Origin of the sequence: Agromyces soli (assembly GCF_022811605.1) — a bacterium.
Classification (GTDB): domain Bacteria; phylum Actinomycetota; class Actinomycetes; order Actinomycetales; family Microbacteriaceae; genus Agromyces; species Agromyces soli.
This window is the reverse complement of record NZ_CP094533.1, coordinates 901,040-923,489: the sequence shown is the minus strand read 5'-3', so window position 1 is coordinate 923,489 and position 22,450 is coordinate 901,040. Positions and strand designations below refer to the sequence as shown.

Genomic DNA, 22,450 nt, shown 5'->3' with positions numbered 1-22,450 from the left:
CGACTTCCATGAAAGTCGGGCAAGCTGCTAGGGTTCCCGTGATTTCAACGTTGAAACCCGGGTCAGCCCCGCCCGACCGCAAGGAGTCCCCGAGCCATGGCTTCCCCCGCGCCGCTCGGCGCCCGCACCTGGACGGCGGTGCTCGTCGTCGGCCTCGTCGGCCAGCTCGCCTGGGTCATCGAGAACATGTACCTCAACGTGTTCGTCTACGACACCATCTCGACCGATCCGGCGGTCATCGCCTGGATGGTCGCGCTCAGCGCGATCGCCGCGACCGCCGCCACGCTGCTCTTCGGCGCCTGGTCGGACCGCCTCGCCCGCCGCCGCGAGTTCATCGCGATCGGCTATGTCGCCTGGGGGCTCGTGACCGCCGCGTTCGGGCTGGTCGGCGCGGGCGCCGCGGGGGCGGGCGGGGCCGCGGGCGCGGCGGGCGGCGAGGCATCCGTCGTCGCGAACGCCGGCGCGACCGTCGCGACCGCCGTGATCGCGATCATCGCCCTCGACTGCGTGATGAGCTTCATCGGCTCCGGCGCCAACGACGCCGCCTTCGCGGCCTGGGTCACCGACTCCACCGTGCCCGCGAACCGCGGGCGCGTCGACGGCTGGCTCGCGGTCATGCCCCTCGTCGGGATGCTGATCGTCTTCGCCCTGCTCGACCCGCTCACGCAGGAGGGTCGCTGGGAGCTCTTCTTCGGGATCGTCGGCGGCCTGACCGCGGCGACGGGCGTCGCGGCGTGGTTCCTGGTGCACGACCGCGGCGTCGCCCGGCACGAGCACGGCGTGCTCAGAGCCGTCGTCGACGGGCTCCGGCCGGCGACGGTGCGTCGCGAGCCCGCGCTGTTCGCGACCCTCGCGATCTGGGGCGTGATCGGCGTCAGCTCGCAGGTGTTCCTGCCCTACGTGCTCATCTACCTGCGGTACTCGCTCGAGCTCGACGGCTACGCGATCGTGCTCGGCGTCGTGCTGCTGCTCGCCTCCGCGCTGAGCGTCGTCGGCGGTCGACTCATCGACCGCTTCGGCAAAGCCCGGGTGCTGCCCTACGCCGTTGCGGCCTTCGCGGCGGGACTCGTCGCGATGATCTTCGTGCGCGACGCCGTCGGCGTCATCGCCGCGGCCACCGTGATGATGGCCGGGATGATGGGCTCGATCGCCGCGGTGTCCGCGCTGACTCGCGACCACACGCCCGAGGACCGAGCGGGCGGCGTGCAGGGCGCGCGCATGATCCTGGCCGTCATGCTGCCGATGATCATCGGCCCGGCGATCGGCGCGGCCGTCATCTCCGGCTCGGCGCACAGCTACGTCGACCTCGGGGTCGAGCATCCGGTGCCCGGCCCGGAGATCTTCGCTGCGGCGGCCGTCGTGCTGCTGCTCGTGCCGCTCGGCATCGCGCTGCGCACGCGGGTCCTGCGTCGCACCGAACCCGCCATGGCGGACCGCGGATGAGCCGGCGCACTCCCTGGGCCGAGGGGCTCGACCCCGACCACCCGCTGCCGGAGTATCCGCGCCCGCAGCTTGTCCGCGAGCACTGGCAGAACCTGAACGGCCGCTGGTCGTACGCCGTCACCGGCGACGCCCTGGAGCCGCGCGAGTGGGACGGCGAGATCGTCGTGCCGTTCTCGCCCGAGGCCGAGCTCTCCGGGGTCGGTCGGCAGCTGCAGCCCGACGAGCACCTCTGGTACCGGCGCACGGTGCGGCTCGAGGGCGGGGCCCGCGGCGGCCGGGTGCTGCTGCACTTCGGCGCGGTCGATCAGCGCTGCCGGGTGCTCGTGGACGGAGCGCAGGTGGGCGGGCACCGCGGCGGCTACCTGCCCTTCACGCTCGACGTGACCGCGCAGCTCGGCGACGGCGAGCCGCACGAGCTCGTCGTCGATGTGGTCGACCCGAGCGACACCTCGTTCCACTCGCGCGGCAAGCAGGCGTTGCGGCGCGGGGGCATCTGGTACACCGCGCAGTCGGGCATCTGGCAGACGGTGTGGCTCGAGCGGGTTCCGGCGGTGCACGTCGCGGCGCTCCGCGTGCGGCCGCTGCTGGAAGCTGAGGCGGTCGAGCTCGTCGTCGAGGCGGGCGGATGGCCCGAGGCATCCGCGCTTCCCGAGGCATCCGCTCTTCCCGAGGCATCCGCTCTTTCCGAGGCGAGCGCGATCGTGCGCGCCGCCGGCCGCGAGATCGCGCGGGCCACCGGCCCCGTCGGTGAGCCGCTGCGCCTGCCGGTGCCGCAGCCGCGCCGTTGGCACCCCGACGACCCCTTCCTCTACGAGCTCGAGGTGCGCCTCGGCGAGGACCGCGTCGAGAGCTACTTCGGCATGCGCTCCGTCGGCATCGCGCCCGACGCGCACGGCCGGCCGCGGCTCGTGCTGAACGGCGAGCCGATCCTGCACGCCGCCGTGCTCGACCAGGGCTACTGGCCCGACGGCCTCTACACGCCGCCGTCCGACGTGGCGCTCGTGCACGACATCGAGGAGATGAAGGCGCTCGGCTTCACCGCCCTGCGCAAGCACATCAAGATCGAACCGCTGCGCTGGTACCACCACTGCGACCGGCTCGGGATGCTCGTCTGGCAGGACTTCGTGAACGGCGGACGCCGCTACCACCCGGCCGTCGTGACGCTGCCGGTGAAGCTGCCGCTGCGGCTCGACGACCGCCGGCATCGCAGATTCGGCCGGCAGGACGCCGAGGGGCGCGCGGAGTTCCTGGCGGAGCTCGAGGAGACGGTCCGCCTGCTCGGCAACGCCCCGAGCATCGCCGTGTGGGTGCCGTTCAACGAGGGCTGGGGGCAGTTCGATGCGCTCGCCGTCACCGCGCGGCTGCGCGAGCTCGACCCCGACCGGGTGATCGACCACGCGAGCGGCTGGCACGACCAGGGCGGCGGCGATCTGCGCAGCCTGCATGTCTACTTCCGCAAGCTCCGGCCCGAGCGCGGCTGGCGGCGCGAGCGGCGGGCGATCGTCGTCTCGGAGTACGGCGGCTACAGCCTGCGCCTGCCGGGCCACGAGTTCGGGCCGCGCGAGTTCGGCTACCGTCGATACGCCGGCGTCGACGAGCTGACCGAGGCCTTCGTCGCCCTGCACCGCGACGAGATCGCGCCCGCGATCGACGCCGGGCTCGGCGGCTACGTCTACACGCAGCTCTCCGATGTCGAGGACGAGCTGAACGGGCTCCTCACGGCCGACCGCACGGTGCGGAAGCTGCACGCCGCCCGCGTGCGCGAGGTGAATGCCGAGCTCGCCGCCCGGTTCGCGAAGGCGGTCGCGCCCGCGCCGCACCCCACCAGAAAGGCCCAGGATGCCTCGCACGATCACCGAGCGTGAGCTCACCGCCCCCGTCGCGCTGCGCGGCGCCGACAACCGGCTGAACCCGGCCGCGGTCGGCTGGACCCGCACCCCGCTGCACGACACCTCGGGCATCGACGGCCGCCGCAGCTGGGGGCGCAACAAGCGATGGGAGTACTGGGCGGTGACGACGCCGACCCATCTCGTGGCGCTCACGGTCTCCTCGATCGACTACGCGGCGGTGCACGGCGTGCTCGTGCACGACCGGCGCACCGGGCGCACCCTCGACCGCGGGGCGATCGTGCCGTTCGGCCGCGGGGCGACCCTGCCCGCCTCGCTCGGCGACGGTCCGGCCCGGGCGCGGGCGAAGCACCTCGCGATCGACCTCGAGGAGACCGCCGAGGGCACGCTCCTGCGCGCCGAGGTGCCGGGCGCCCGCATCGAGATCCTGGCCGAGCTGCCGGCCGGGCACGAGCGGCTCGGGGTCGTCGTGCCGTGGTCGAAGCGACGGTTCCAGTACACGGTGAAGGACGTCGCCCGCCCCGCGCGCGGCCGGCTCGAGCTCGACGCGCCGGAGCTCGGCGCCCCCGAGATCGTGGAGCTGCCGCTCGGCGAGAGCTGGGCGGTGCTCGATCACGGCCGGGGCCGCTGGCCCTACCGCATGGTGTGGAACTGGGGCGCCGCCTCGGGCCGGGTCGGCGACCGCGTCGTCGGACTGCAGCTCGGCGGCAAGTGGACCGACGGCACCGGGTCGACCGAGAACGCGATCGTCGTCGACGGCCGGCTCCGCAAGCTCAGCGAGGAGCTCGACTGGGAGTACGACGAGCGGAACTGGCTCGCCCCCTGGCGCATCCACGGCGCGAGCGCCGAGCTGCGCTTCGAGCCGTTCTGGGACCGGGTCAGCGCGACCGAGCTCGGCGTGTTCGGCTCGCACGGGCACCAGTGCTTCGGCCACTACTCGGGATGGGTCGAGGCCGACGGCGAGCGCATCGAGCTCGACGGCCTGCTCGGCTGGGCCGAAGACGTCCGGAACCGCTGGTGAGCGCCCGTCGCTCGGCCGGGCCGACGCTGAAGGACGTCGCGGCGATCGCCGGCGTCTCGTACCGCACCGTCTCGAACGTGATCAGCGGCAAGGCGCCCGTGAGCGCCGCGACGCGCGCCCGGGTCGAGGCCGCCGTCGCCGAGCTCGACTACCGCCCGCAGCTCGCGGCGCGGCAGCTGCGGGTCGGGCGCAGCAACCTGCTGACCCTCTCGGTGCCGTTCCTCTCGCTGCCGTACTTCGCCCAGCTCGCGCACGCCGTCGTCACCGCGGCGGAGGCGGTCGGCTACGACGTGGTCGTCGACGAGACGCACGGCGATCCCGAGCGGGAGCTGCGCGCGGCATCCGGGTACCGCACCCTGCTGAGCGACGGCATCCTGCTGTCGGCCATGTCGATCGGCGACGAGGAGCTGATGGCGGCCCGCGGTCGGACCCCGCTCGTCGTGCTCGGCGAGCGCATCCGCGCCGCCCGGGTCGACCGCGTCGTCGTCGACAGCGTGACGAGCACGCGCGACGCGACCGCGCACCTCATCACCGCGGGTCGGCGCACGCTCGGCTTCCTCGGCACGGTTCCGGATGCCTCGAGCGGCGCCGCGGCCGCCGACCTGCGCCTCGAGGGATTCCGTACGGCGCTCCGCGCGGCCGGGCTCGAGGCGGACCCCCGGCACCTGCTCGAGGTGTCGCCGTGGGATCAGCGCTCGCCCGACGGCGACTACTCCCGCGAGGAGGGCCACGCGCGGGTTCGGGCGCTGCTCGCCGGGCCGGGCGGCCTCGCCGGGCTCGACGGGCTCGTCTGCGCGAACGACCTGCTCGCGATCGGTGCGCTGCGCGCGCTGCGCGAGGCGGGGGTGGACGTGCCGGGCCGCGTCGCCGTCGTCGGCTGGGACGACGCCCCGGAGTCCGCGTACACGGTGCCGCCGCTGACGAGTATCGCGCCCGATCTCGGCGAGCTCGCGCGGCTCGCGGTCGCCTCGGTGCTGCGGCTCGTCGACGACCCAGAGTCGCCGCCGCGCGTCGAGCAGGCGCCGTACCGCCTGGTGCCCCGCGCCTCCGCGCCCCTGATTCCCTGAGCTCGTCGAAGGGAGCGCCGCTCCCGCTTCGACGAGCTCAGCGAACCAGGGGTGGCTCCGCGCGCCAGGGTGCTCAGCGAACCAGGGGTGGCTCCGCGCGCCAGGGTGCTCAGCGCGCCAGGATCCGCGGGTGCAATCCGCGCGAACCGGGTTAGCGTGGGGAGCAGGATGCGCCGCGCATCGTCGCGACGCGACGTTCCGGGGGGAGACGCATGTACTACAGCACGGGCAATTACGAGGCATTCGCACGGCCGCGCAAGCCGGAGCGATCCGAGCGGGCGTCGGCGTGGTTCGTGGGGGCGGGGCTCGCGTCCATGTCCTCCGCGCTCTTCATGATCCGCGACGGCCAGCTGCCGGGGGAGCGCATCACGATCCTCGAGCGCCTGCCGCTGCCGGGCGGCGCGCTCGACGGCATCAAGAAGCCCGCGAAGGGCTTCGTCATCCGCGGCGGGCGCGAGATGGAAGACCACATGGAGTGCCTGTGGGACGCGTTCCGCACGGTGCCGTCGCTCGAGATCGAGGGCGCGAGCGTGCTCGACGAGTTCTTCTGGCTCAACAAGGACGACCCGAACTTCTCGCTCTGCCGCGTCACCGAGCAGCAGGGGCAGGACGCGCACACGAACAACCTCTTCGGGCTCAACGACACCGCGCAGAAGGACATCGTGCGCATCTTCCTCGCCACCCGCGAGGAGATGGAGCGCAAGCGCATCGACGAGGTGTTCTCGAAGGACTTCCTCGAAAGCAACTTCTGGCTGTACTGGCGCACCATGTTCGCCTTCGAGGAGTGGCACTCCGCGCTCGAGATGAAGCTCTACCTGCACCGCTTCGTGCACCACATCGGCGGGCTGCCCGACCTCTCGGCGCTGAAGTTCACCAAGTACAACCAGTACGAGTCGCTCGTGCTGCCGATGTACCGCTGGCTGCTCGACCAGGGGGTCACGTTCCACTTCGACACGCAGGTCACGGACATCGACTTCGCGATCGACGGGGAGGGGGCGGATGCCTCGAAGCGCGCGACCCGCATCCACTGGGTGCAGGACGGCGCGGAGGGCGGCGTCGACCTCGGCGCCGACGACCTCGTGCTCGCGACCATCGGCGGGCTCACCGAGAACTCCGACGAGGGCGACCAGCACACGGCCGCCAAGCTCGACGAGTCCCCGGCGGCCGGCTGGGCGCTCTGGCAGAACATCGCGGCGAAGCATCCGTCCTTCGGCCGGCCCGAGGTCTTCTGCGGCGACATCGCGAAGACCAAGTGGGAGTCGGCGACGGTGACGACGCTCGACGAGCGGATCCCCGAGTACATCCGCCGCATCGCGAAGCGCGACCCGTTCAGCGGCAGGGTCGTGACCGGTGGCATCGTCACCGCGCGCGACTCGGCGTGGCTGATGAGCTGGACGGTGAACCGCCAGCCGCACTTCAAGCAGCAGCCCGCCGATCAGATCGTGGTCTGGGTGTACGGCCTGTTCGTGGACGTGCCGGGCGACTACACGGGCAAGACGCTGCAGGAGTCGACGGGCGAGGAGATCACCCGCGAGTGGCTCTACCACCTCGGCGTCCCGGTCGACGAGATCGACGGGCTCGCTGCGGAGGCCGCCAGCTGCGTGCCGGTGATGATGCCGTACGTCACTTCGTTCTTCATGCCGCGGGAGGCGGGCGACCGGCCCGCGGTGGTGCCGGCGGGTGCGCAGAACTTCGCCTTCATCGGGCAGTTCGCCGAGACCACTCGCGACTGCATCTTCACCACCGAGTACTCGGTGCGCACGGGGATGGAGGCCGCGTACCAGCTGCTGGGCGTCGACCGCGGTGTGCCGGAGGTGTTCGGCTCGACGTACGACGTGCGCTGGCTGCTGAACGCGACGAGCCGACTGCGCGACGGCGCCGAGGTGGGGCTGCCGGGGCCGAAATTCCTCCGCGAGCGGCTGTTCGCGAAGCTCGACGGCACCCAGATCGGCGAGCTCCTGACGGACTACGCGCTCATCCCCGAGCGCGGGACGACGACGAAGCGCGAGCGCACGGACGACGCCGTCGAGTGAGCGGCACCCGCTGAACAGACGAGTTGCCCGACTTCCATGAAAGTCGGGCAACTCGGGGGTCCCGATGAACTCGGGGGCCCGATGCGGCGCGCGTGCGTCGTGCTGCCGACGCACGCGGGGATCACATCGGGGGCATCAGCACGCCGTCGATGAGGTAGACGGTCGCGTTCGCGGTGTGCACGCCGCCGCAGATCACGTTGGCGTCGTTGACCTTGAGCGAGTCGCCCGAGCCGGTCACCTCGACCGTGCCGCCCTGCACCGTGGTCTGCGTGCCGACGACCTCGTCGGGCGAGAGCTGACCGGGCACGACGTGGTACGTGAGGATCGAGGTGAGCGTGGCCGAGTCGGTCTTCAGGGACTCGATCGTCGCCGGGTCGATCTTCGCGAAGGCGTCGTCGACGGGCGCGAACACGGTGAACTCGTCGCCGTTCAGCGTGTCGACGAGGTTCACGTCGGGGTTCAGCTGACCGGAGACCGCCGCGACGAGCGTCGTCAGCAGCGGGTTGTTCGAGGCCGCGACGGCGACCGGGTCCTGCGACATGCCGACGATCGAGCCGGCGCCGTCGGGCACCTGCTCGGCGTAGGCCGCGCAGCCGGAGCCCACGAGGTCGGCGGCGGGGTCGGTCTCCATCGACTCGGCCGAGGGCGTCGACTCCGTCTTCGGCGTCGACTCCTCGCTGGGAGTGGACGAGCCGCCCATGCTGCACCCGGCGAGGCCGAGCGAGGTGATCGCCGCGAGGGCGACGAGGGCGGATGCGGTGCGAGTGCGGATCGTGCGCATGGACTTCCTCCTTCGGATGCGTCGGCCCGGTTCTGGCCGACACGGGGGATTCGGAGGCATCCGCCGATCGGATTGGACGGATCGCGGATGCCTCGTCGATGCCGCGTCGGATGCCTCGCCGAACCATCCGATCCGGCGCCCGCTCCGAATCCCTGGCAGCCCACCCGTCGCCCAGCTGAATCGAGGGACCCCATGATCGCGCTCGCCCTGATCGGCCTGGCCGGCGGTCTCATCACCGGGATCTCGCCGTGCATCCTGCCCGTGCTGCCCGTGATCCTGCTCTCGGGCGGCGCGCAGAGCGCCCGCAGCGCCACGGGGACCGCGGTCGACCCCGACGGCGTCCCGTCCGCCGCCCCTCCCGGCCCGAGCCGGTGGCGGCCCTACCTCGTCATCGCCGGCCTCGTCGTGAGCTTCAGCCTGATCACGCTCGCCGGCTCGCTCGTGCTGGGCCTGCTCGGCCTGCCGCAGGACGTGCTGCGCTGGGCGGGCCTCGTCGTGCTCGTGCTCATCGGCGTCGGCCTCATCGTGCCGCGCTTCGAGGAGCTGCTCGAGAAGCCCTTCGCCTGGATCCCGAGGCGCAGCGTCGGCACCGAGGGCAACGGCTTCATCCTCGGTATCGTGCTCGGCACCGTCTACGTGCCCTGCGCGGGCCCCGTGCTCGCCGCGATCACCGTCGCCGGTTCGACCGGGCGCATCGGGGTCGAGACGATCGTGCTCACCGTGACGTTCGCGCTCGGCGCCGCGGCGCCCCTGCTGCTGTTCGCGCTCGCCGGACGTCGGGTCGCCGAGCGTGTCGCCGCGTTCCGCAAGCACCAGCGGGGCGTGCGGATCACCGGCGGCATCGTCATGATCGCGCTCGCCGTGGGCCTCGTCTTCGACCTGCCCGGCGCGCTGCAGCGGCTCGTGCCCGACTACACGGGCGACCTGCAGCGCCAGCTCGCGCAGTCCGAGGAGGTCACCCAGGCCCTCGACCTCGGCGGCCTCGTCACCGACGAGAACCGCCAGCTCGACCAGTGCACCAACGGGGCCGCCGAGCTCGAGTCCTGCGGACCCGTGCCGTCGATCCGCGGCATCCAGCAATGGTTCAACACGCCCGACGGCGCCGCCGTCGACCTCGACGAGCTCCGCGGCCGGGTCGTCCTCATCGACTTCTGGGCCTACTCCTGCATCAACTGCCAGCGTTCGATCCCGCACGTCGTCGCGTGGGACGAGGCGTACCGCGACGCCGGGCTCAGCGTCATCGGCGTGCACTCGCCCGAGTACGCCTTCGAGAAGGAACCGCGCAACGTCGAGGCCGGCATCCGCGACTTCGGCATCGACTACCCCGTCGCGCTCGACAACGACCTCGCGACCTGGACGAACTTCCGCAACCGCTACTGGCCCGCGCACTACCTCGTCGACGCCGAGGGCGTGGTGCGCCAGGTCTCCTTCGGCGAGGGCCACTACGCCGACACCGAGCGGCTCATCCGCCAGCTCCTCCAGGACGCCGACCCCGGCGTCGCCCTGCCCGCCGCCACCGAGGTCGCCGACGAGACGCCGGACGCCGGCACGACGACGCCCGAGACCTTCCTCGGCACCACGAAGCAGGCGAACTTCGGCGGCGAGGAGCCCTACCGGCGCAGCACGAGCTCCTTCGCCTTCCCCGAGAAGCTCGCCGACGACCGCTTCGCCCTCGACGGCGCGTGGGCGCTCGACACCCAGTCGATCGCGCCCGCCGACGGCGGGAAGGCGGCTGTGCGGCTCTCCTACCTCGCGAGCGAGGTGCGCATGGTGCTCGGCGGCGAGGGCACCATCACCGTCAGCGACGGCGGGAAGACGCAGCGGATCGAGATCTCCGGCGTCCCCCGCTCGTACGCCGTGCACCAGTCCGACGCGCCTGAGCGCGGCACCCTCGACGTCACGGTCGATGGCGACGTGCAGGCCTACTCCTTCACCTTCGGATGACTCAGCTGCTGGAACGACCTCGGGTCGGCCGGGCGACGCTCGGCCGGGGGTCTGCCATGCTTGGTCGGGTGAGCGTCGGCGAGGTCAGCAGCGAGGAGTCGTCCATCGACGTGCTGTTCGCGCGGACGGCCGGCGGCGACCGTGCCGCGTTCGGCGAGCTCTACGATCGCACCGCACCGCGGGTGTTCGGGCTCGTGCGGCGGATCCTGGTCGACGCCGCCCAGGCGGAGGAGGTCACCCAGGACGTGTTCCTCGAGGTCTGGCAGCAGGCGGCGCGCTTCGACGCGAGCCGCGGTGCCGCCGTCGCCTGGCTCCTGACGATCGCCCACCGACGGGCGGTCGACCGGGTGCGTTCCGCGCAGGCGAGCGCGGAGCGCGACCTCCGCGCCGGCATCCGCGAGCTCGCCACGCCCGCCGAGGACGTCGAGGAGCGCGTCGAGCTCAGCGTCGAGCACGAACGCGTGAGCGCCGCGCTCGGCGAGCTCAGCGAGGCGCAACGCACCGCACTCGCCATGGCCTACTACGAGGGGAAGAGTCAGTCGGAGATCGCGGACGCGCTCCATCTGCCCCTCGGCACGGTGAAGACCCGATTGCGCGACGGCATGATCCGGCTGCGCCACCTGCTGGGGGTGACCTCATGACCGAACCCGACGAGGAGCTCCGCGCGCTCGCCGCGGCCTACGCGCTCGACGCGCTCGACGGCGAGGAGCTGCGCCGCTTCGAGACCGAACTCGCCCGATCGCCCGAGCTCCGGGCGGAGGTCGACGGCTTCCGTGCCGTCGCCGCCGGGCTCGGTGCCGAGACGCCCGAGCTCGCGCCACCGCCCTCGCTGAAGGCCGGGCTGTTCGCGCGGCTCGGCGCGACGCCGCAGCTGCCGCCGGTGGATGCCGCACCGCCCGCCGAGCCCGCCGGCGCCCCCGAGCCCGACGCGGCCCCCACGACGGCGCCCGCGGCCGCACCGGCACCCATGCCCGAGCCCGAAGCTCCGCCCGTCGATGAGCTCGCCGCCCGTCGCCGGCGGCGACGCCTCGTCGCGTCGCTGACCGCCGCGGCGTCCGTCGCGATCCTCGTGATCGGCGTGGTGATCGGGATCGGCTGGTCCGGCCCGAACGGCTGGGGTGCGCAGCGCGAGCTCGCCGCCCTCGAGGCGGCCCCGGACGCGCAGCGGCAGACGGTCGAGGTGTCCGGCGGCGGCGAGGTGACCGTGCTCTGGTCGGCCGAACTCGGGCGCAGTGCGGTCATGGCCGACGGCCTGCCCGCCCTCGGCTCCGAGCACGACTACGAGCTCTGGTACATCGACGAGGCCGGGCCGGCGCCCGCGGGGCTCGTCGGCGCGAACAGCTGGCGCGTGCTGGAGGGCGACTTCGTCGACGGCATGGTGGTCGGCCTCACGGTCGAACCGGCCGGCGGCTCCGAACAGCCCACGACGGAGCCGATCGCCGCGGTGCAGACGTGAGCACGGTCCAGACGTGAGCGCGGTCCGGACGTGAGCGCGGTCCGGACGTGAGCGCCGCGCTCGACCGGCTCGCCCGGGAGGTCGCCGCCGACGACGAACTCCGCCGACGGCTGCAGCGCCGCACCCTCGCGGTCGTAGTCGCGAGCCAGGTGCTCGGCGGCGCCGGCCTCGCCGCCGGGGTGACCGTGGGTGCGCTGCTCGCGCAGGAGGTGCTCGGCAGCGACGGGCTCGCCGGCGTCCCGACGGCGCTGTTCACGCTCGGTTCTGCGCTCGCCGCATTCCTCGTGGGTCGCGTCACTCAGCGCCGGGGCCGTCGCCTCGGCCTGGGCCTCGGCTTCGCCGCGGGCGGGATCGGTGCCGCGGGGGTCGTCATCGCCGCCGTCGCCGACAACGTGCCGCTGCTGTTCCTCTCGCTCTTCGTCTACGGCGCGGGCACCGCGACCAACCTGCAGGCGAGGTACGCGGGCGCCGACCTCGCGACGCCGCGCACCCGAGGCACCGCCGTCAGCATCGCGATGGTGTCGACGACGCTCGGCGCGGTCGCCGGCCCCAACCTCGTCGAGCCGCTCGGCCGGCTCGCCGAGTCCTGGGGCATTCCCGCGCTCGCGGGGCCGTTCCTGCTCGGCGGGGCCGCCTACGTCGCGGCGGGCGCGGTGCTGCTCGCGCTGCTGCGGCCGGACCCGTTCCTGCTCGCCCGTCGCCTGCCGGATGCCGAGGCGCCCGCTCCGGCCGAGGCATCCGTCCCGGCCGAGGCATCCGTCCCGGCCGCGTCCAGCGCTCCGCCCGCGCCCGCACGCCCGGGCCCCGGCGCGTACGCGGGGGCGGCCGTGATGGTGCTCACGCAGATCGCGATGGTCGCGATCATGACGATGACGCCGGTGCACATGCGCGCCCACCACCACGGCCTCAGCGAGGTCGGCCTCGTCATCGGCCTGCACATCGCGGCGATGTACCTGCCCTCGCTCGTCACGGGCGTGCTCGTCGACCGGGTGGGCCGCACGCCGATGGCGATCGCCGCGGGCGTGACGCTGCTCGCGGCGGGCATCGTGGCGGCCGTCGCCCCGGCGGACTCGCTCGGGATGCTGATCCTCGCGCTCGTGCTCCTCGGCCTCGGCTGGAATTTCGGACTCATCGCGGGCACCGCGCTCGTCGTCGACGCCACCGTGCCGGCGAACCGGGCGCGCACCCAGGGCACGATCGACGTGCTGATCGCCCTGGCCGGCGCCGGCGGCGGCGTGATGTCCGGCGTCGTGATGGCGGCGTCGAGCTACGCGGTGCTGGCCCTCGGCGGCGGCGTGCTCTCGCTCGTGCTCATCCCGGTGCTGTTCTGGGCGAGCCGTGCGCACCGCCGCGCGCAGCGGCCCGCCTAGAACAGCCCCCAGAGCTGGGCGAGCATCGCGACCGCGGGCACGAGCGGGAGCATGAGCCAGACGGCGAACACCGGGACGGCGCAGACGCCCAGCACGAGCAGTGCCAACGCGGACCCGACGACGCCGAGACCGTCGAGCCGGCTCACGAAGCGTCCGGGAGCATCGCCGGGCACTCGCCGCCGGGCTCGGTCGAGAGCTCGAAGTGCCACATCTCGTTCGAGTACGTCTGGCAGAGCCCGTAGTCGGCGCCGTGCTGCGAGAGCCAGCTGTCGGCGTCGGTGGGGCCGATGTCGATGGCCCGCCCGGTGACGTGGTTCGAGCCCTCGGGGGTGCTCACGAAGCGGCGCGCCTCCTCCAGGCTGCCGTACTCGAGCACCGCGTCGTCGAGCAGTCGCTGCTGGTACTCGGCGCTGCGCCAGCCGCTCGTGATCCGGAACTCGATGCCGTCGTCCGCGGCGTCCGCGGCGGCGGCGCGGACGGCCGCCAGCAGCTCGTCGTCGAGCAGGGTGATCGCGGGCACCTCGTCGTCGATCGAGATCCATTCCCCCTCGGAATGTACCCGTCGGATTCGTCGATGGCGCCGTCGCCGGCGTCGCCACCGTTCTGCTGCGCCTCGCCCGCGGGAGCGCCGAGTCCTCCCGCGCCGATGCCGGGCACGCCGCCGCGGGTTGCGGCCGCCGCGCCGAGCAGTGCGGCGCCGACGGCCACGGAGGCGAGCACGGCGGCGAGGGCGCCGAGCACGGCGACACGGCGGCGACGGATGACGGAGTCGTGATGGGTTCGCATACGACGAGTCGACCGTAGTGCCCGTTGCCGGGCCGTCTCGGAATCCGCATACGCGGGCGATATCCGCCCGCGACCGCCTCAGTCGGCGGGCAGCGGCTCGATCAACGTGGGATCGTGCGGGTCGATGGCCCGGTGTGAGTTCACCCGGCGGTCGACCTCGTACTCGCGGATCGTGGGCGCGACGCGATCGGATGCCTCGAGCAGGAAGTCGACCATCGCCTGCATGCCGCCCGCGTCGAGCTTCGCCGGATCGAGGTAGCGCTCGACCTCGTCGAGCGGGAGGTAGACCGGCATGCGCTCGTGGATCTCGCCCGAGGCATCCCGCGCTTCGCGCGTGATGATCGACGCCGAGACCTGCCAGCTGCCGTCGTCGAGCCGCCTGGCGGTCGAGATGCCGGCGGCCGCGAGCAGCTCGCGCTCGCCGTGCAGGTAGTGCGCCCGCTTCTTGCCGGGCTCACCTGTCCACTCGTAGTAGCCGCGCATCGGCACGATGCAGCGGCCCTGGGCGAACGCGCCCTTCCACAGCCCGTTGGTCGCGACGGTCTCGATGCGGGAGTTGAATTGCGGCCGCTTCGACTCCTTCATGAACGACGGGTGGAAGTTCCACACCGCGGGCTCGAGCCGCCGCACGAAGGCGCCCGTCTCGCGGTCGGCGCGCTCGCGCACGATCGGGATCGTGTCGGTGGGCGCCAGGCTGTAGTTCGGCCGCCAGTCGGGGAAGTCGTCTTCGGCCTCGAACACCTCGGTGAGATCGTCGGCCTGCTGCGAGACCACGAACCTTCCGCACATGCTGCCTCCCCGGATCGCTTCCAGCCTGCCACCGACCACCGACGTCCGCAGCCCCGTCGGCAGACCCGGACTGGGGACGCGCGGCGGCGGGGCGCCGGCTTCCGGCGCGGATACGCTCGGAACGTGCCGGGGGCGACGTGGGCGAGGCGGGTGCTCCTCGTGGAGGATCAGCGCATCATGCGCGTGCTCGTCGCGGAGTCGCTGCGGCACCGCGGCTTCGAACTCGACGTCGCGGCCGATGCGGTGCAGGCGTTGCAGGTGCTCGACACGGCCGACCCCGACGTGCTCGTCACCGATGTCGAGCTCGGCAGCCGTCCCGACGGGCTCGAGCTCGCGCTGATCGCGCGCGCCGCGTCGCCGGGCATCGGCATCGTGGTCCTGAGCAACTACGCGGCCGTCGCGGAGCGGATGCCGTCCGGTGCCGAGTTCGTCGACAAGGCCGAGCTCCACGACCCGGACGAGCTCGCCGCGGCGATCGAGCGAGCCGTGCGCGGACCGCGCGCCCGAGGCCGAGCGGGAAGGGCTCCGCAGCGGACTGCGCCCGAATCGGCCGCGTCGCAGGATCCAGTGGTCGCGAGTCTCACCCCGCACCAGCGGCGCGTTCTCGCGCTCATCGCCGCCGGCCTCTCCAACGCCGAGATCGCGGATCGCACCGACTCGACCCTGCGGGCCGTCGAGCGCACCGTGAGCCGCCTCTTCACCCGCCTCGAGATCGCCAACGTGCCCGCCGTGAATCCCCGGGTGATCGCCGCGAACCGCTTCAACCGTCACTTCGGACCGGCGGCGACATGAGCATGGGAGCGGCGTGAGACCGGCGGCCTCGGCGCTCCGGACGGGGCTCTGGGCGGCGGCATCCGGCGGCACGTTCCTCACCCCCTGGAGCTGGCTGCTCACGCTGCCGCTCGCAGTCACGGTGCTCGGCGGCTACGACGCTGCGGGGACCGCGTCCGAGCGGGCCGCCGGCGTCGGCGTCGCCTTCGCGGTGCACGCCCTGCTCGCCGCCGCCGCCCTGCCCCTGGCGCTCGCCGAACGTCGCTTGGCGCATCCGGGCCGGAGGGCGCTCGTGGCCGGATGCGCGATCGTCGTCCTCGGCATCCTGCGGCCGTTGCTGACCGCCTGGCTGACCGCCACCGCCGGGCTGCCGCCGTTCCCTGCGCCCATGGGGCCGCGGATCGCGACGAACCTCGCCGCGACCACGATCGCGCTGCCGATCGTCGCCGTCGCCGTGACAGCGGTGCGTCGTCGTGCCGCCGCGATCGCCGCGCTGGCGGACGTGGCCGCTGCCCTCCAGGCGGGGCGCAGCGGCGGGCAGGACCTCCGGACTGCCGCCGAGGCGGAGTCACGCGCGGTCGCTGAACGCTTCCGTTCCGCCCTCGGCGTCCTGCTCGCCGCCGGTCGTGACGCCGACCGCGCCACCCGGGCCGCGGCCCTCCGGGCCTTCGCGCAGGGCACCGCCCGGCCGCTCAGCCACCGGCTGGCGGCCTTCCGACCGCCGGCGGCACCGGGGATCCCGGTCGACCCGCGAGCTCCGCTCGACGTCCGAGCCGCGGGCGGCGACCGTCGGCGGGGCGGTCCGACGCCCCCGCCGCCGGGGCTTGCAGTGGGCCTGACGATCCTCGCCTTCCTGCCGTACGCGCTCGCGCACGACGGTGCCGTCGCGGCACTCTCCGGCTCCGCGATCGCGCTCGGCCTCGGACTGTCGGGGGAGATCGTGACCGCGCGGCTCGCCCGAGCGGCGCGCGCCCGTTCCGGTGAGGTCGCGCTCCTCGGCGCGACGATGACCGGCGCTGTGCTCGCGCTCGTGCCGCCGCAGTTCATCGGAGGGCCGGTCGAGCTGCTGCCGGTGCTGCCGAGCTACCTCGCGGTCTCGCTCGTCGCCGGCGCCGCGGCCGCGGCGGTCGGACGCCTGCGGCGCGAGCTCGCCCGCCTCGAGGGCGAGATCGCCAGGTACTCGGCGGACGTCGCGGAGCACGGGCGTGCGGTGCACGCGGGGCGGGAGGCGGCGCGCCGCGCACTCCACGACGACGCGCAGGGCGGATGCCTCGTCGCCGCGACCCTCCTGGAGCGTGCCGCGCCGACGGAGGCGGAGGCGCGCTGGGCGGAGGCCGTCGCCGAGCTCGAGCGGGTCGCTCGGCAACTGGAAGCGTCCCAGTCCGAGTCCGAGTCCGAGCCCGAGCCCGAGCCGGAGCCCGTGCCCGCCGCTCGCCCGAGCCGCCCCGCCCGTTCGGGGCTCGCCGAGGTGCTGTCGGCCTGGTCGCGGGCGATCGAACTCGACATCGCGAGCGATCCGGTTGCGCTCGCACGACTCGAGCACGAGCCCGCCCTCGGCGCACTCGCGGTGGACGTGGTGTCCGAGGCGCTCGTGAACGCGGTGAAGCACGGGGCGCGGTCCGCCGCGATCCGGTTCGAATGCGAGCCCTCCGGCAACGTCATGATCCGCGTCGCGGCGCCGGGCCGGCTCGCCCGCGGGTCGACGGACGAACCCGGCACCGGGCTCGCCGCGCTCCGCATCCGGGCCGAACGGCTGACCCTCCACGAGGAGGACGGCTCGGTCGTGCTCGCGGTGCGGTTGGGCGGTGCAGCGGCGGTCGGGTCGGCCGGGTCGCAATACCCGAACACGGCGGCCGCCCGCTGAACCCCGCCGGGTACCGTCCTTCTGTCCGGGCGGCGCCCCCGCTGTCCGTCCAGCGACGGAGGGGATCCGATGGCAGACCTGGCGCAACTGGTGCCGCTCGCGGCGGGCGTGGTGATCAGCCCACTGCCGATCGTCGCCGTCGTGGCGCTGCTGCTCTCGCCGCGGGGACGCGCGAACGGCCTCGCCTTCGCCGCCGCGAACACCGGGATCGGCTTCGCCGTCACGCTCGTCGCGGCGCTCGGCACTGCGGGAGCCGGCGCGGGCGGCGGGCACGGCGACGAGATCATCGTGCTCGTCGTGACCGGGGTTCTCGCGCTCGGCTTCGCCGTGCTCGCGCTCCTGAGCTGGCACGGCCGCCCGCGCGACGGAGCCGAGCCGACTCCGCCGGGCTGGCTGGCCGCCGTCGACGCGCTCACCCCGACCAGGGCCGCCGGGCTCGGCGTGCTGATGGCCATCACGAACTCGAAGAACCTCCCGCTCGAGCTGAAGGCCGGCGCGATCATCGGCGCCCACGACCTCGCGCCGCTCGCGGTGGTCGGGCTCGCCGCGCTCTTCGCGCTCGGCGCCGGGCTCGGCGTCATCGTGCCGATCGCGCTCGCCGCGACCGGCGCGCCCGCCATCGCGGCTGGGCTCCGGCGTCTGAAGGAGGAGATGATCCGGCACAACGCCTGGATCATGACCGTGCTCTTCGCCGTGCTCGCCGCCGTCGAGATCGCGAGCCTCATCCACCAACTCACGAACCTGCCGGGAGGCGCAGCATGACCGCGACCGATCGACTCGTCGCCAGGACCACCGGGGGCCTCCTCGGGGGCCGCACCGACGGTGCCACGACGGTCTGGCGCGGCATCCGTTACGCGGCGCCCCCGAGCGGGGCGATGCGCTGGCGCGCCCCCGCCCCCGGTGCGCCCTGGCAGGGCATCGCCGATGCCGGCGCGTTCGGCCCGGCGGCACCGCAGAACCCGAATCCTGCGGTGCCGCTCGGGCCGGACATCCACGTCTCGGAGGACTGCCTCTTCTTGAACGTGCGGACCCCTTCGAACGTCGGCCCGGGTGACGGGCTCCCCGTCATGGTGTGGGTGCACGGCGGCGCGTACACCTTCGGTTCGGCGTCGCAGCCGCTGTTCGACGGCCGCTCGCTCGTCGAGGCGGGCGAGGTCGTGCTCGTCACCATCAACTACCGCCTGGGCGGGCTCGGCTTCGCCGAGCTCGGCGGCTTCGCGACGGCCGAGGACCGCGTGGACGGCAACCTCGCCCTGCGAGACGTGCTGCTCGCGCTCGAGTGGGTGCAGGAGAACGCGCGGGCGTTCGGCGGCGATCCCGAGCGGGTCACGGTGTTCGGTGAATCGGCCGGCGGCGGGCTCGTGACGACGCTGCTCGCGACGCCGTCGGCGGAGGGGCTCTTCGCCCGGGCGATCGCGCAGAGCTCGCCGGTGAGCTCGGTGTACGAGCTCGACCGCGCCCGCGAGGTCGGCGCGCGCCTGCTGCGCGAGCTCGGCGCCGCCGATCTCGCGGCGGCACGGGCCCGGTCCGCCCAGGAGGTCGTCGACGCCGCCGCGCGTGTCTACGCCGCGGTCCCCGCCGAGGAGCCGGGCGTCATCCCGTTCGCTCCCGCCGTCGACGGCGAGCTGGTGCCCGAGCACCCGATCGCCGTGCTCAGGGAGGGGCGGGGGCTGCGCGTGCCGCTGCTCATCGGCACGAATCGCGACGAGGCGACGCTCTTCAAGTACATGAAGTCGCCGCTCATGCCGATCACCGAGCCGACGATCACCGCCATGTTCCGGGCGATGGCCGCAGAGCGTCCGGACGCGGAACTCCCGTCGCGGGCGCAGGTGCTCGATGCGTACGAGGGTGTGCGGCACCGCGCGCTCGGGCTCGGCATCGCCAGGGACATCGGATTCCGCATGCCGACCGTCTGGGCCGCCGAGGGGCACGCGAGGATCGCGCCGGTGCACCTGTACCGCTTCGACCGGACGACGCCGATGCTCGAGCTGCTCGGCATCGGCGCCACGCACGCGAGCGAGCTGCCGTACCTCTGGGGCGAGCTCGACGGCGGCCGGAAGGACCCGACCTTCCTGCTCGGCGGCCGACGGCGCGGGCGCGAGGTGTCCCGGCGGATGCAGGAGCGCTGGACTGCCTTCGCGCACGGCCGCTCGCCCGACGCCGCCGGGGCTCCGGACTGGTCGCGGTACGACGCCGAGGGCCGGGCCACGCTCGTGATCGACGCGGAGGACCGCATCGTCCCCGACCTCGACGGCGAGCTGCGCCGCGGCTGGGGCGACGAGGTGCTCGCCTTCCGTTGAGCCGTCGCGCTCCAGGTACGGCTCTCCGAGCTCAGCCCGGCCGCCGCCCCGCCCACGGATCGTAGTCGGCGATGAGCGGCTCCTGCGGCGGACGCTCGCCCTCGGGCACGTGCTGCAGGTTCACTCGGACGCGGTACCAGAGCGAGCTCGCCCCGCGCATGCCGTCGACGAGCACGTCGGCCGGGTGCAGCGCCGCGGCGGCGGACGGATGCCTCGTCCGCCACTCCTCGAGGGCGGCGAGCGCCTCGGGCTTGGTCTCGGTGCGGGCGAGCTCGATGAGCGGCATCGTCGAGGTGCGGCGGCCCGAGGCATCCGCTCCTCTCGGTGGCTTCTCGGCCGGGCCGAGCCGTTCGGCGAGGGCGAGCAGCCCGTCGAGCGAGCCGGCGGCGTCGTCGATGCCCGCCGCGGGATCGCCGCGCTCCGCGAAGCGGCGCAGCACCGTGGTGACGGTGAAGTCCTCGGGCCGCGCGGTGCGCACCTCGTCCCAGTCGAGCGGGGTCGACACGCGAGCGTCGGCGAGCGGCCGCACCGAGTACGCCGAGGCGACGGTGCGGTCCTTCGCATTCTGGTTGAAGTCGACGAACACGGTCTCGCCGCGCTCCTCCTTCCACCAGCGGGCCGTCGCGAGGCCCGGGGCGCGATCGGCGACCTCGCGGGCGAGCGCCTCGGCCGCGAGGCGCAGCTCGGGGTAGCTCCAGCGCGGCTCGATGCGCACGTTCAGGTGCATGCCCCGGGATCCCGAGGTCTTCGGCCACGCGACGAGGCCGTGCTCCGCGAGCACCTCGCGCGCGATGAACGCGGTGTCGACGATCTGCGACCAGTCGACGCCGGGCATCGGGTCGAGGTCGACGCGCAGCTCGTCGGGGTGGTCGAGGTCCTCGGCCCGCACCGGATGCGGGTTGAGGTCGATGCAGCCGAGGTTCACGACCCAGGCGAGCCCGGCGCGTTCGCGCACGACGGTCTCCTCCGCCTGCGTGCCCGAGGCGTAGTGCAGGGTCGCGGTGTCGATGAAGTCCGGGTGCTGTTCGGGCACCCGCTTCTGGAAGAACGCTTCGCGGTCGATGCCCTTCACGAAACGCTTCAGCACCATCGGCCGGCCGCCCGCGCCGCGGAGGGCGCCGTCGGCGACGGCGAGGTAGTAGTCGACCAGGTCGCGCTTGGTCAGGCCGGCGTCGGGGAAGACGATCTTGCCCGGATGGCTCAGCCGCACCTCGTGGCCGTCGACCTCGATGACCACGGCGTCGTCGGAGCGGGCCGCCATGTCACCACTCTAGGTGGTTTCATGCGAACGCGGCGTATCGTCGGATCCGGAGGCGACGATGGATCTCGAACCGGTGCTCACGAAGCTCGACCGCATCGCGGGCGGCCGCGCGGCGGGCGAGAAGGCCGACGACGAGCTCGTCGAGCACCCGCGCACGCGCCGCGCGTTCACCTGGATCAGCTGGCTGCTCGCCCTGGAGCTGCTCATCGGGCTCGCGGCCCTGGTCGTGGCGATCGTGCTCTTCGCGCAGGGAACGGTGCTCGCGTTCCCGGTGTGGATGCGGATCCTCGTCGTGCTGGGCATGACCACGACGCTGTTCTACTTCGCCTGGCGTGCGCAGAAGGGCTATCGCTGGGCGTACTCCCGGCTGCGGCTGTTCAGCAAGATCTTCCCGGTGATCACCCTCGTCATGGCGGCCATCCCCGGGCTGTTCCCGTTCTGGATGGTGACGGAGCAGATCGTGTTCAGCCTGATCCTGATCGGCATCGCCGACTTCCTGGACAGCGATCACATGCGCCGCGTGTTCCGCCGCCCGGAGTGAGCCGCGGCGAGGTGCGCGAGTGGCGAACCGCGCGGGTGACGTCGCGTCAGCTCTGGAGCCATTCGAGGTAGAAGCTGCCGACGCCGGCGGCGACGAGGAGGCCGCCGATGATCCAGAACCGCACCACGATGGTGACCTCGGCCCACCCCTTCAACTCGAAGTGGTGATGGATCGGACTCATCAGGAAGATCCGCTTGCCGTGGGTGAGCTTGAAGTACGCCCGCTGCACGATCACCGACCCCGTCTCGATCACGAACAGCCCGCCGATCAGCACCAGCAGCAGCTCGGTGCGGCTCACGATCGCCAGCGCCGCCAGCGCACCACCGAGCGCGAGCGACCCCGTGTCGCCCATGTAGATCTTCGCCGGGTTCGTGTTCCACCACAGGAACCCGATGAGGCCGCCCACGATCGCCGTCGCGACGATCGCGAGGTCGAGGGGGTCACGGACCTCGTAGCAGCGGTAGGCGTCGGCCTGGTTGAGGTTCGGGTTCGAGCAGGCCTGGTTGAACTGCCAGAACCCGATCACGACGAACGACCCGATCGCGAGGATCGACGCCCCGCCGGCGAGCCCGTCGAGCCCGTCGGTCACGTTCACCCCGTTCGACGCGGCCGTGGAGATCAGACAGATCCAGATCACGTACAGGATCGTCCCGGCGATCGTGCCGAACACCATGAAGTCCAACGGCAGATCCCGGATGAACGAGATCTTCGTATCCGCCGGCGTCGTGCCCTGCGCATTCGGGAACTGCAACGCCAACAACGCGAACGTGCCCGCCACCACGACCTGCCCGGCGACCTTCGCCCACCCGCCAAGGCCCAGGCTCTGCTTCTTCCGCGTCTTCAAGAAATCATCGATGAACCCGACCACACCGAGCCCGACCATCATGAACAGCACCAGCAGCGCCGACGCCGTCGCACCCTCACCATTGATCAGCGTCGCCCCGAAATACCCGAACAAGGTGCCCAGGATGAAGATGATCCCACCCATCGTGGGCGTGCCCCGCTTCACATGATGCGACTGCGGCCCATCATCACGGATGAACTGCCCCCACCCCAGGCGGACGAACAACCGGATGAACACCGGCGTCAGAAAGAGCGTGAACGCGAGCGACAAGGCCCCGGCAGTCAGTAGTGCTCTCACGAGAACCATTCTCCCAGTCGATCGGCGAAGCGCGT

Annotated in this window: 20 protein-coding genes; 14 read left to right on the top strand and 6 right to left on the bottom strand. The window is 72.9% G+C overall.

The features are described 5' to 3' along the window. Positions 1 to 96 precede the first annotated feature (96 nt). The 5 genes from MTP13_RS04355 to MTP13_RS04335 all read left to right on the top strand — a co-directional run bounded on the left by MTP13_RS04355 (position 97) and on the right by MTP13_RS04335 (position 7,411). Positions 97 to 1,443, top strand: coding sequence for an MFS transporter (locus MTP13_RS04355; protein WP_243569885.1), 1,347 nt, complete (start codon positions 97 to 99; stop codon positions 1,441 to 1,443). Continuing rightward, on the top strand, positions 1,440 to 3,308 hold the full coding sequence (locus MTP13_RS04350; RefSeq protein WP_243569884.1) for a glycoside hydrolase family 2 protein: 1,869 nt from the start codon (positions 1,440 to 1,442) through the stop codon (positions 3,306 to 3,308). The genes MTP13_RS04355 and MTP13_RS04350 overlap by 4 nt, the downstream gene beginning before the upstream one ends. Further along, a complete protein-coding gene (locus MTP13_RS04345; protein ID WP_243569882.1) occupies positions 3,283 to 4,311 on the top strand; it encodes a DUF2804 domain-containing protein in 1,029 nt (342 codons plus the stop codon). Before MTP13_RS04350 ends, MTP13_RS04345 begins: the two co-directional genes overlap by 26 nt. Then, on the top strand, positions 4,308 to 5,378 hold the full coding sequence (locus MTP13_RS04340) for a LacI family DNA-binding transcriptional regulator (protein ID WP_243569880.1): 1,071 nt from the start codon (positions 4,308 to 4,310) through the stop codon (positions 5,376 to 5,378). Before MTP13_RS04345 ends, MTP13_RS04340 begins: the two co-directional genes overlap by 4 nt. A 212-nt stretch (positions 5,379 to 5,590) precedes the next feature. Beyond that, positions 5,591 to 7,411 (top strand): oleate hydratase, encoded by a 1,821-nt coding sequence (locus MTP13_RS04335; protein WP_243569879.1) that lies wholly within the window; start codon positions 5,591 to 5,593, stop codon positions 7,409 to 7,411. 121 nt (positions 7,412 to 7,532) lie between these two features. Here MTP13_RS04335 and MTP13_RS04330 read toward each other — a convergent pair whose 3' ends face one another. Then, positions 7,533 to 8,192: a fasciclin domain-containing protein gene (locus tag MTP13_RS04330; protein ID WP_189083914.1), complete on the bottom strand. Its 660-nt coding sequence runs from the start codon at positions 8,190 to 8,192 to the stop codon at positions 7,533 to 7,535. A 192-nt stretch (positions 8,193 to 8,384) separates the two neighbouring features. Between MTP13_RS04330 and MTP13_RS04325 the strand changes: the two genes are divergently transcribed. From MTP13_RS04325 to MTP13_RS04310, 4 genes are all read left to right on the top strand, one after another. Further along, on the top strand, positions 8,385 to 10,136 hold the full coding sequence (locus MTP13_RS04325) for a cytochrome c biogenesis protein CcdA (protein ID WP_243569878.1): 1,752 nt from the start codon (positions 8,385 to 8,387) through the stop codon (positions 10,134 to 10,136). Between the two features lie 68 nt (positions 10,137 to 10,204). Next, a complete protein-coding gene (gene sigK / locus MTP13_RS04320) occupies positions 10,205 to 10,777 on the top strand; it encodes an ECF RNA polymerase sigma factor SigK (RefSeq protein WP_243569877.1) in 573 nt (190 codons plus the stop codon). Then, the gene (locus tag MTP13_RS04315) at positions 10,774 to 11,592 is read left to right on the top strand and encodes an anti-sigma factor (protein WP_243569876.1); all 819 of its coding nucleotides are present in this window, start codon (positions 10,774 to 10,776) and stop codon (positions 11,590 to 11,592) included. The genes sigK and MTP13_RS04315 overlap by 4 nt, the downstream gene beginning before the upstream one ends. 47 nt (positions 11,593 to 11,639) lie before the next feature. Further along, on the top strand, positions 11,640 to 12,962 hold the full coding sequence (locus MTP13_RS04310; protein ID WP_243569875.1) for an MFS transporter: 1,323 nt from the start codon (positions 11,640 to 11,642) through the stop codon (positions 12,960 to 12,962). On the opposite strand, the gene MTP13_RS04305 is transcribed toward MTP13_RS04310, so the two are convergent. The 3 genes from MTP13_RS04305 to MTP13_RS04295 form a co-directional block, all read right to left on the bottom strand. Continuing rightward, entirely contained in the window at positions 12,959 to 13,108 is a 150-nt protein-coding gene (locus MTP13_RS04305; RefSeq protein WP_243569874.1) for a hypothetical protein, read from the bottom strand. The two genes, MTP13_RS04310 and MTP13_RS04305, sit on opposite strands and share 4 nt — an antisense overlap. Beyond that, positions 13,105 to 13,482, bottom strand: coding sequence for a M15 family metallopeptidase (locus MTP13_RS04300; protein ID WP_243569873.1), 378 nt, complete (start codon positions 13,480 to 13,482; stop codon positions 13,105 to 13,107). Before MTP13_RS04300 ends, MTP13_RS04305 begins: the two co-directional genes overlap by 4 nt. 344 nt (positions 13,483 to 13,826) lie before the next feature. After that, the gene (locus tag MTP13_RS04295; protein ID WP_243569872.1) at positions 13,827 to 14,537 is read right to left on the bottom strand and encodes an SOS response-associated peptidase; all 711 of its coding nucleotides are present in this window, start codon (positions 14,535 to 14,537) and stop codon (positions 13,827 to 13,829) included. A gap of 123 nt (positions 14,538 to 14,660) precedes the next feature. Here MTP13_RS04295 and MTP13_RS04290 point away from each other — a divergent pair, with 123 nt between their 5' ends. The 4 genes from MTP13_RS04290 to MTP13_RS04275 all read left to right on the top strand — a co-directional run bounded on the left by MTP13_RS04290 (position 14,661) and on the right by MTP13_RS04275 (position 19,472). Beyond that, complete coding sequence (locus tag MTP13_RS04290; RefSeq protein ID WP_243569871.1) at positions 14,661 to 15,329, top strand: response regulator transcription factor; 669 nt, start codon at positions 14,661 to 14,663, stop codon at positions 15,327 to 15,329. 13 nt (positions 15,330 to 15,342) lie between these two features. Beyond that, entirely contained in the window at positions 15,343 to 17,172 is a 1,830-nt protein-coding gene (locus tag MTP13_RS04285) for a sensor histidine kinase (RefSeq protein WP_243569870.1), read from the top strand. Between the two features lie 69 nt (positions 17,173 to 17,241). After that, a complete protein-coding gene (locus MTP13_RS04280) occupies positions 17,242 to 17,934 on the top strand; it encodes a GAP family protein (protein WP_243569868.1) in 693 nt (230 codons plus the stop codon). Continuing rightward, positions 17,931 to 19,472, top strand: coding sequence for a carboxylesterase/lipase family protein (locus tag MTP13_RS04275; protein WP_243569866.1), 1,542 nt, complete (start codon positions 17,931 to 17,933; stop codon positions 19,470 to 19,472). Before MTP13_RS04280 ends, MTP13_RS04275 begins: the two co-directional genes overlap by 4 nt. Before the next feature lie 31 nt (positions 19,473 to 19,503). Here MTP13_RS04275 and MTP13_RS04270 read toward each other — a convergent pair whose 3' ends face one another. Beyond that, entirely contained in the window at positions 19,504 to 20,733 is a 1,230-nt protein-coding gene (locus MTP13_RS04270; RefSeq protein ID WP_243569865.1) for a DNA polymerase domain-containing protein, read from the bottom strand. Positions 20,734 to 20,791: 58 nt separating this feature from the next. Between MTP13_RS04270 and MTP13_RS04265 the strand changes: the two genes are divergently transcribed. Continuing rightward, positions 20,792 to 21,274 carry a hypothetical protein gene (locus MTP13_RS04265; protein ID WP_243569864.1) on the top strand — a complete coding sequence of 161 codons (483 nt, stop codon included), beginning with the start codon at positions 20,792 to 20,794 and terminating at the stop codon, positions 21,272 to 21,274. Positions 21,275 to 21,320: 46 nt separating this feature from the next. Here MTP13_RS04265 and mraY read toward each other — a convergent pair whose 3' ends face one another. After that, a complete protein-coding gene (gene mraY / locus MTP13_RS04260; RefSeq protein ID WP_243569863.1) occupies positions 21,321 to 22,415 on the bottom strand; it encodes a phospho-N-acetylmuramoyl-pentapeptide-transferase in 1,095 nt (364 codons plus the stop codon). Positions 22,416 to 22,450: the final 35 nt, after the last annotated feature.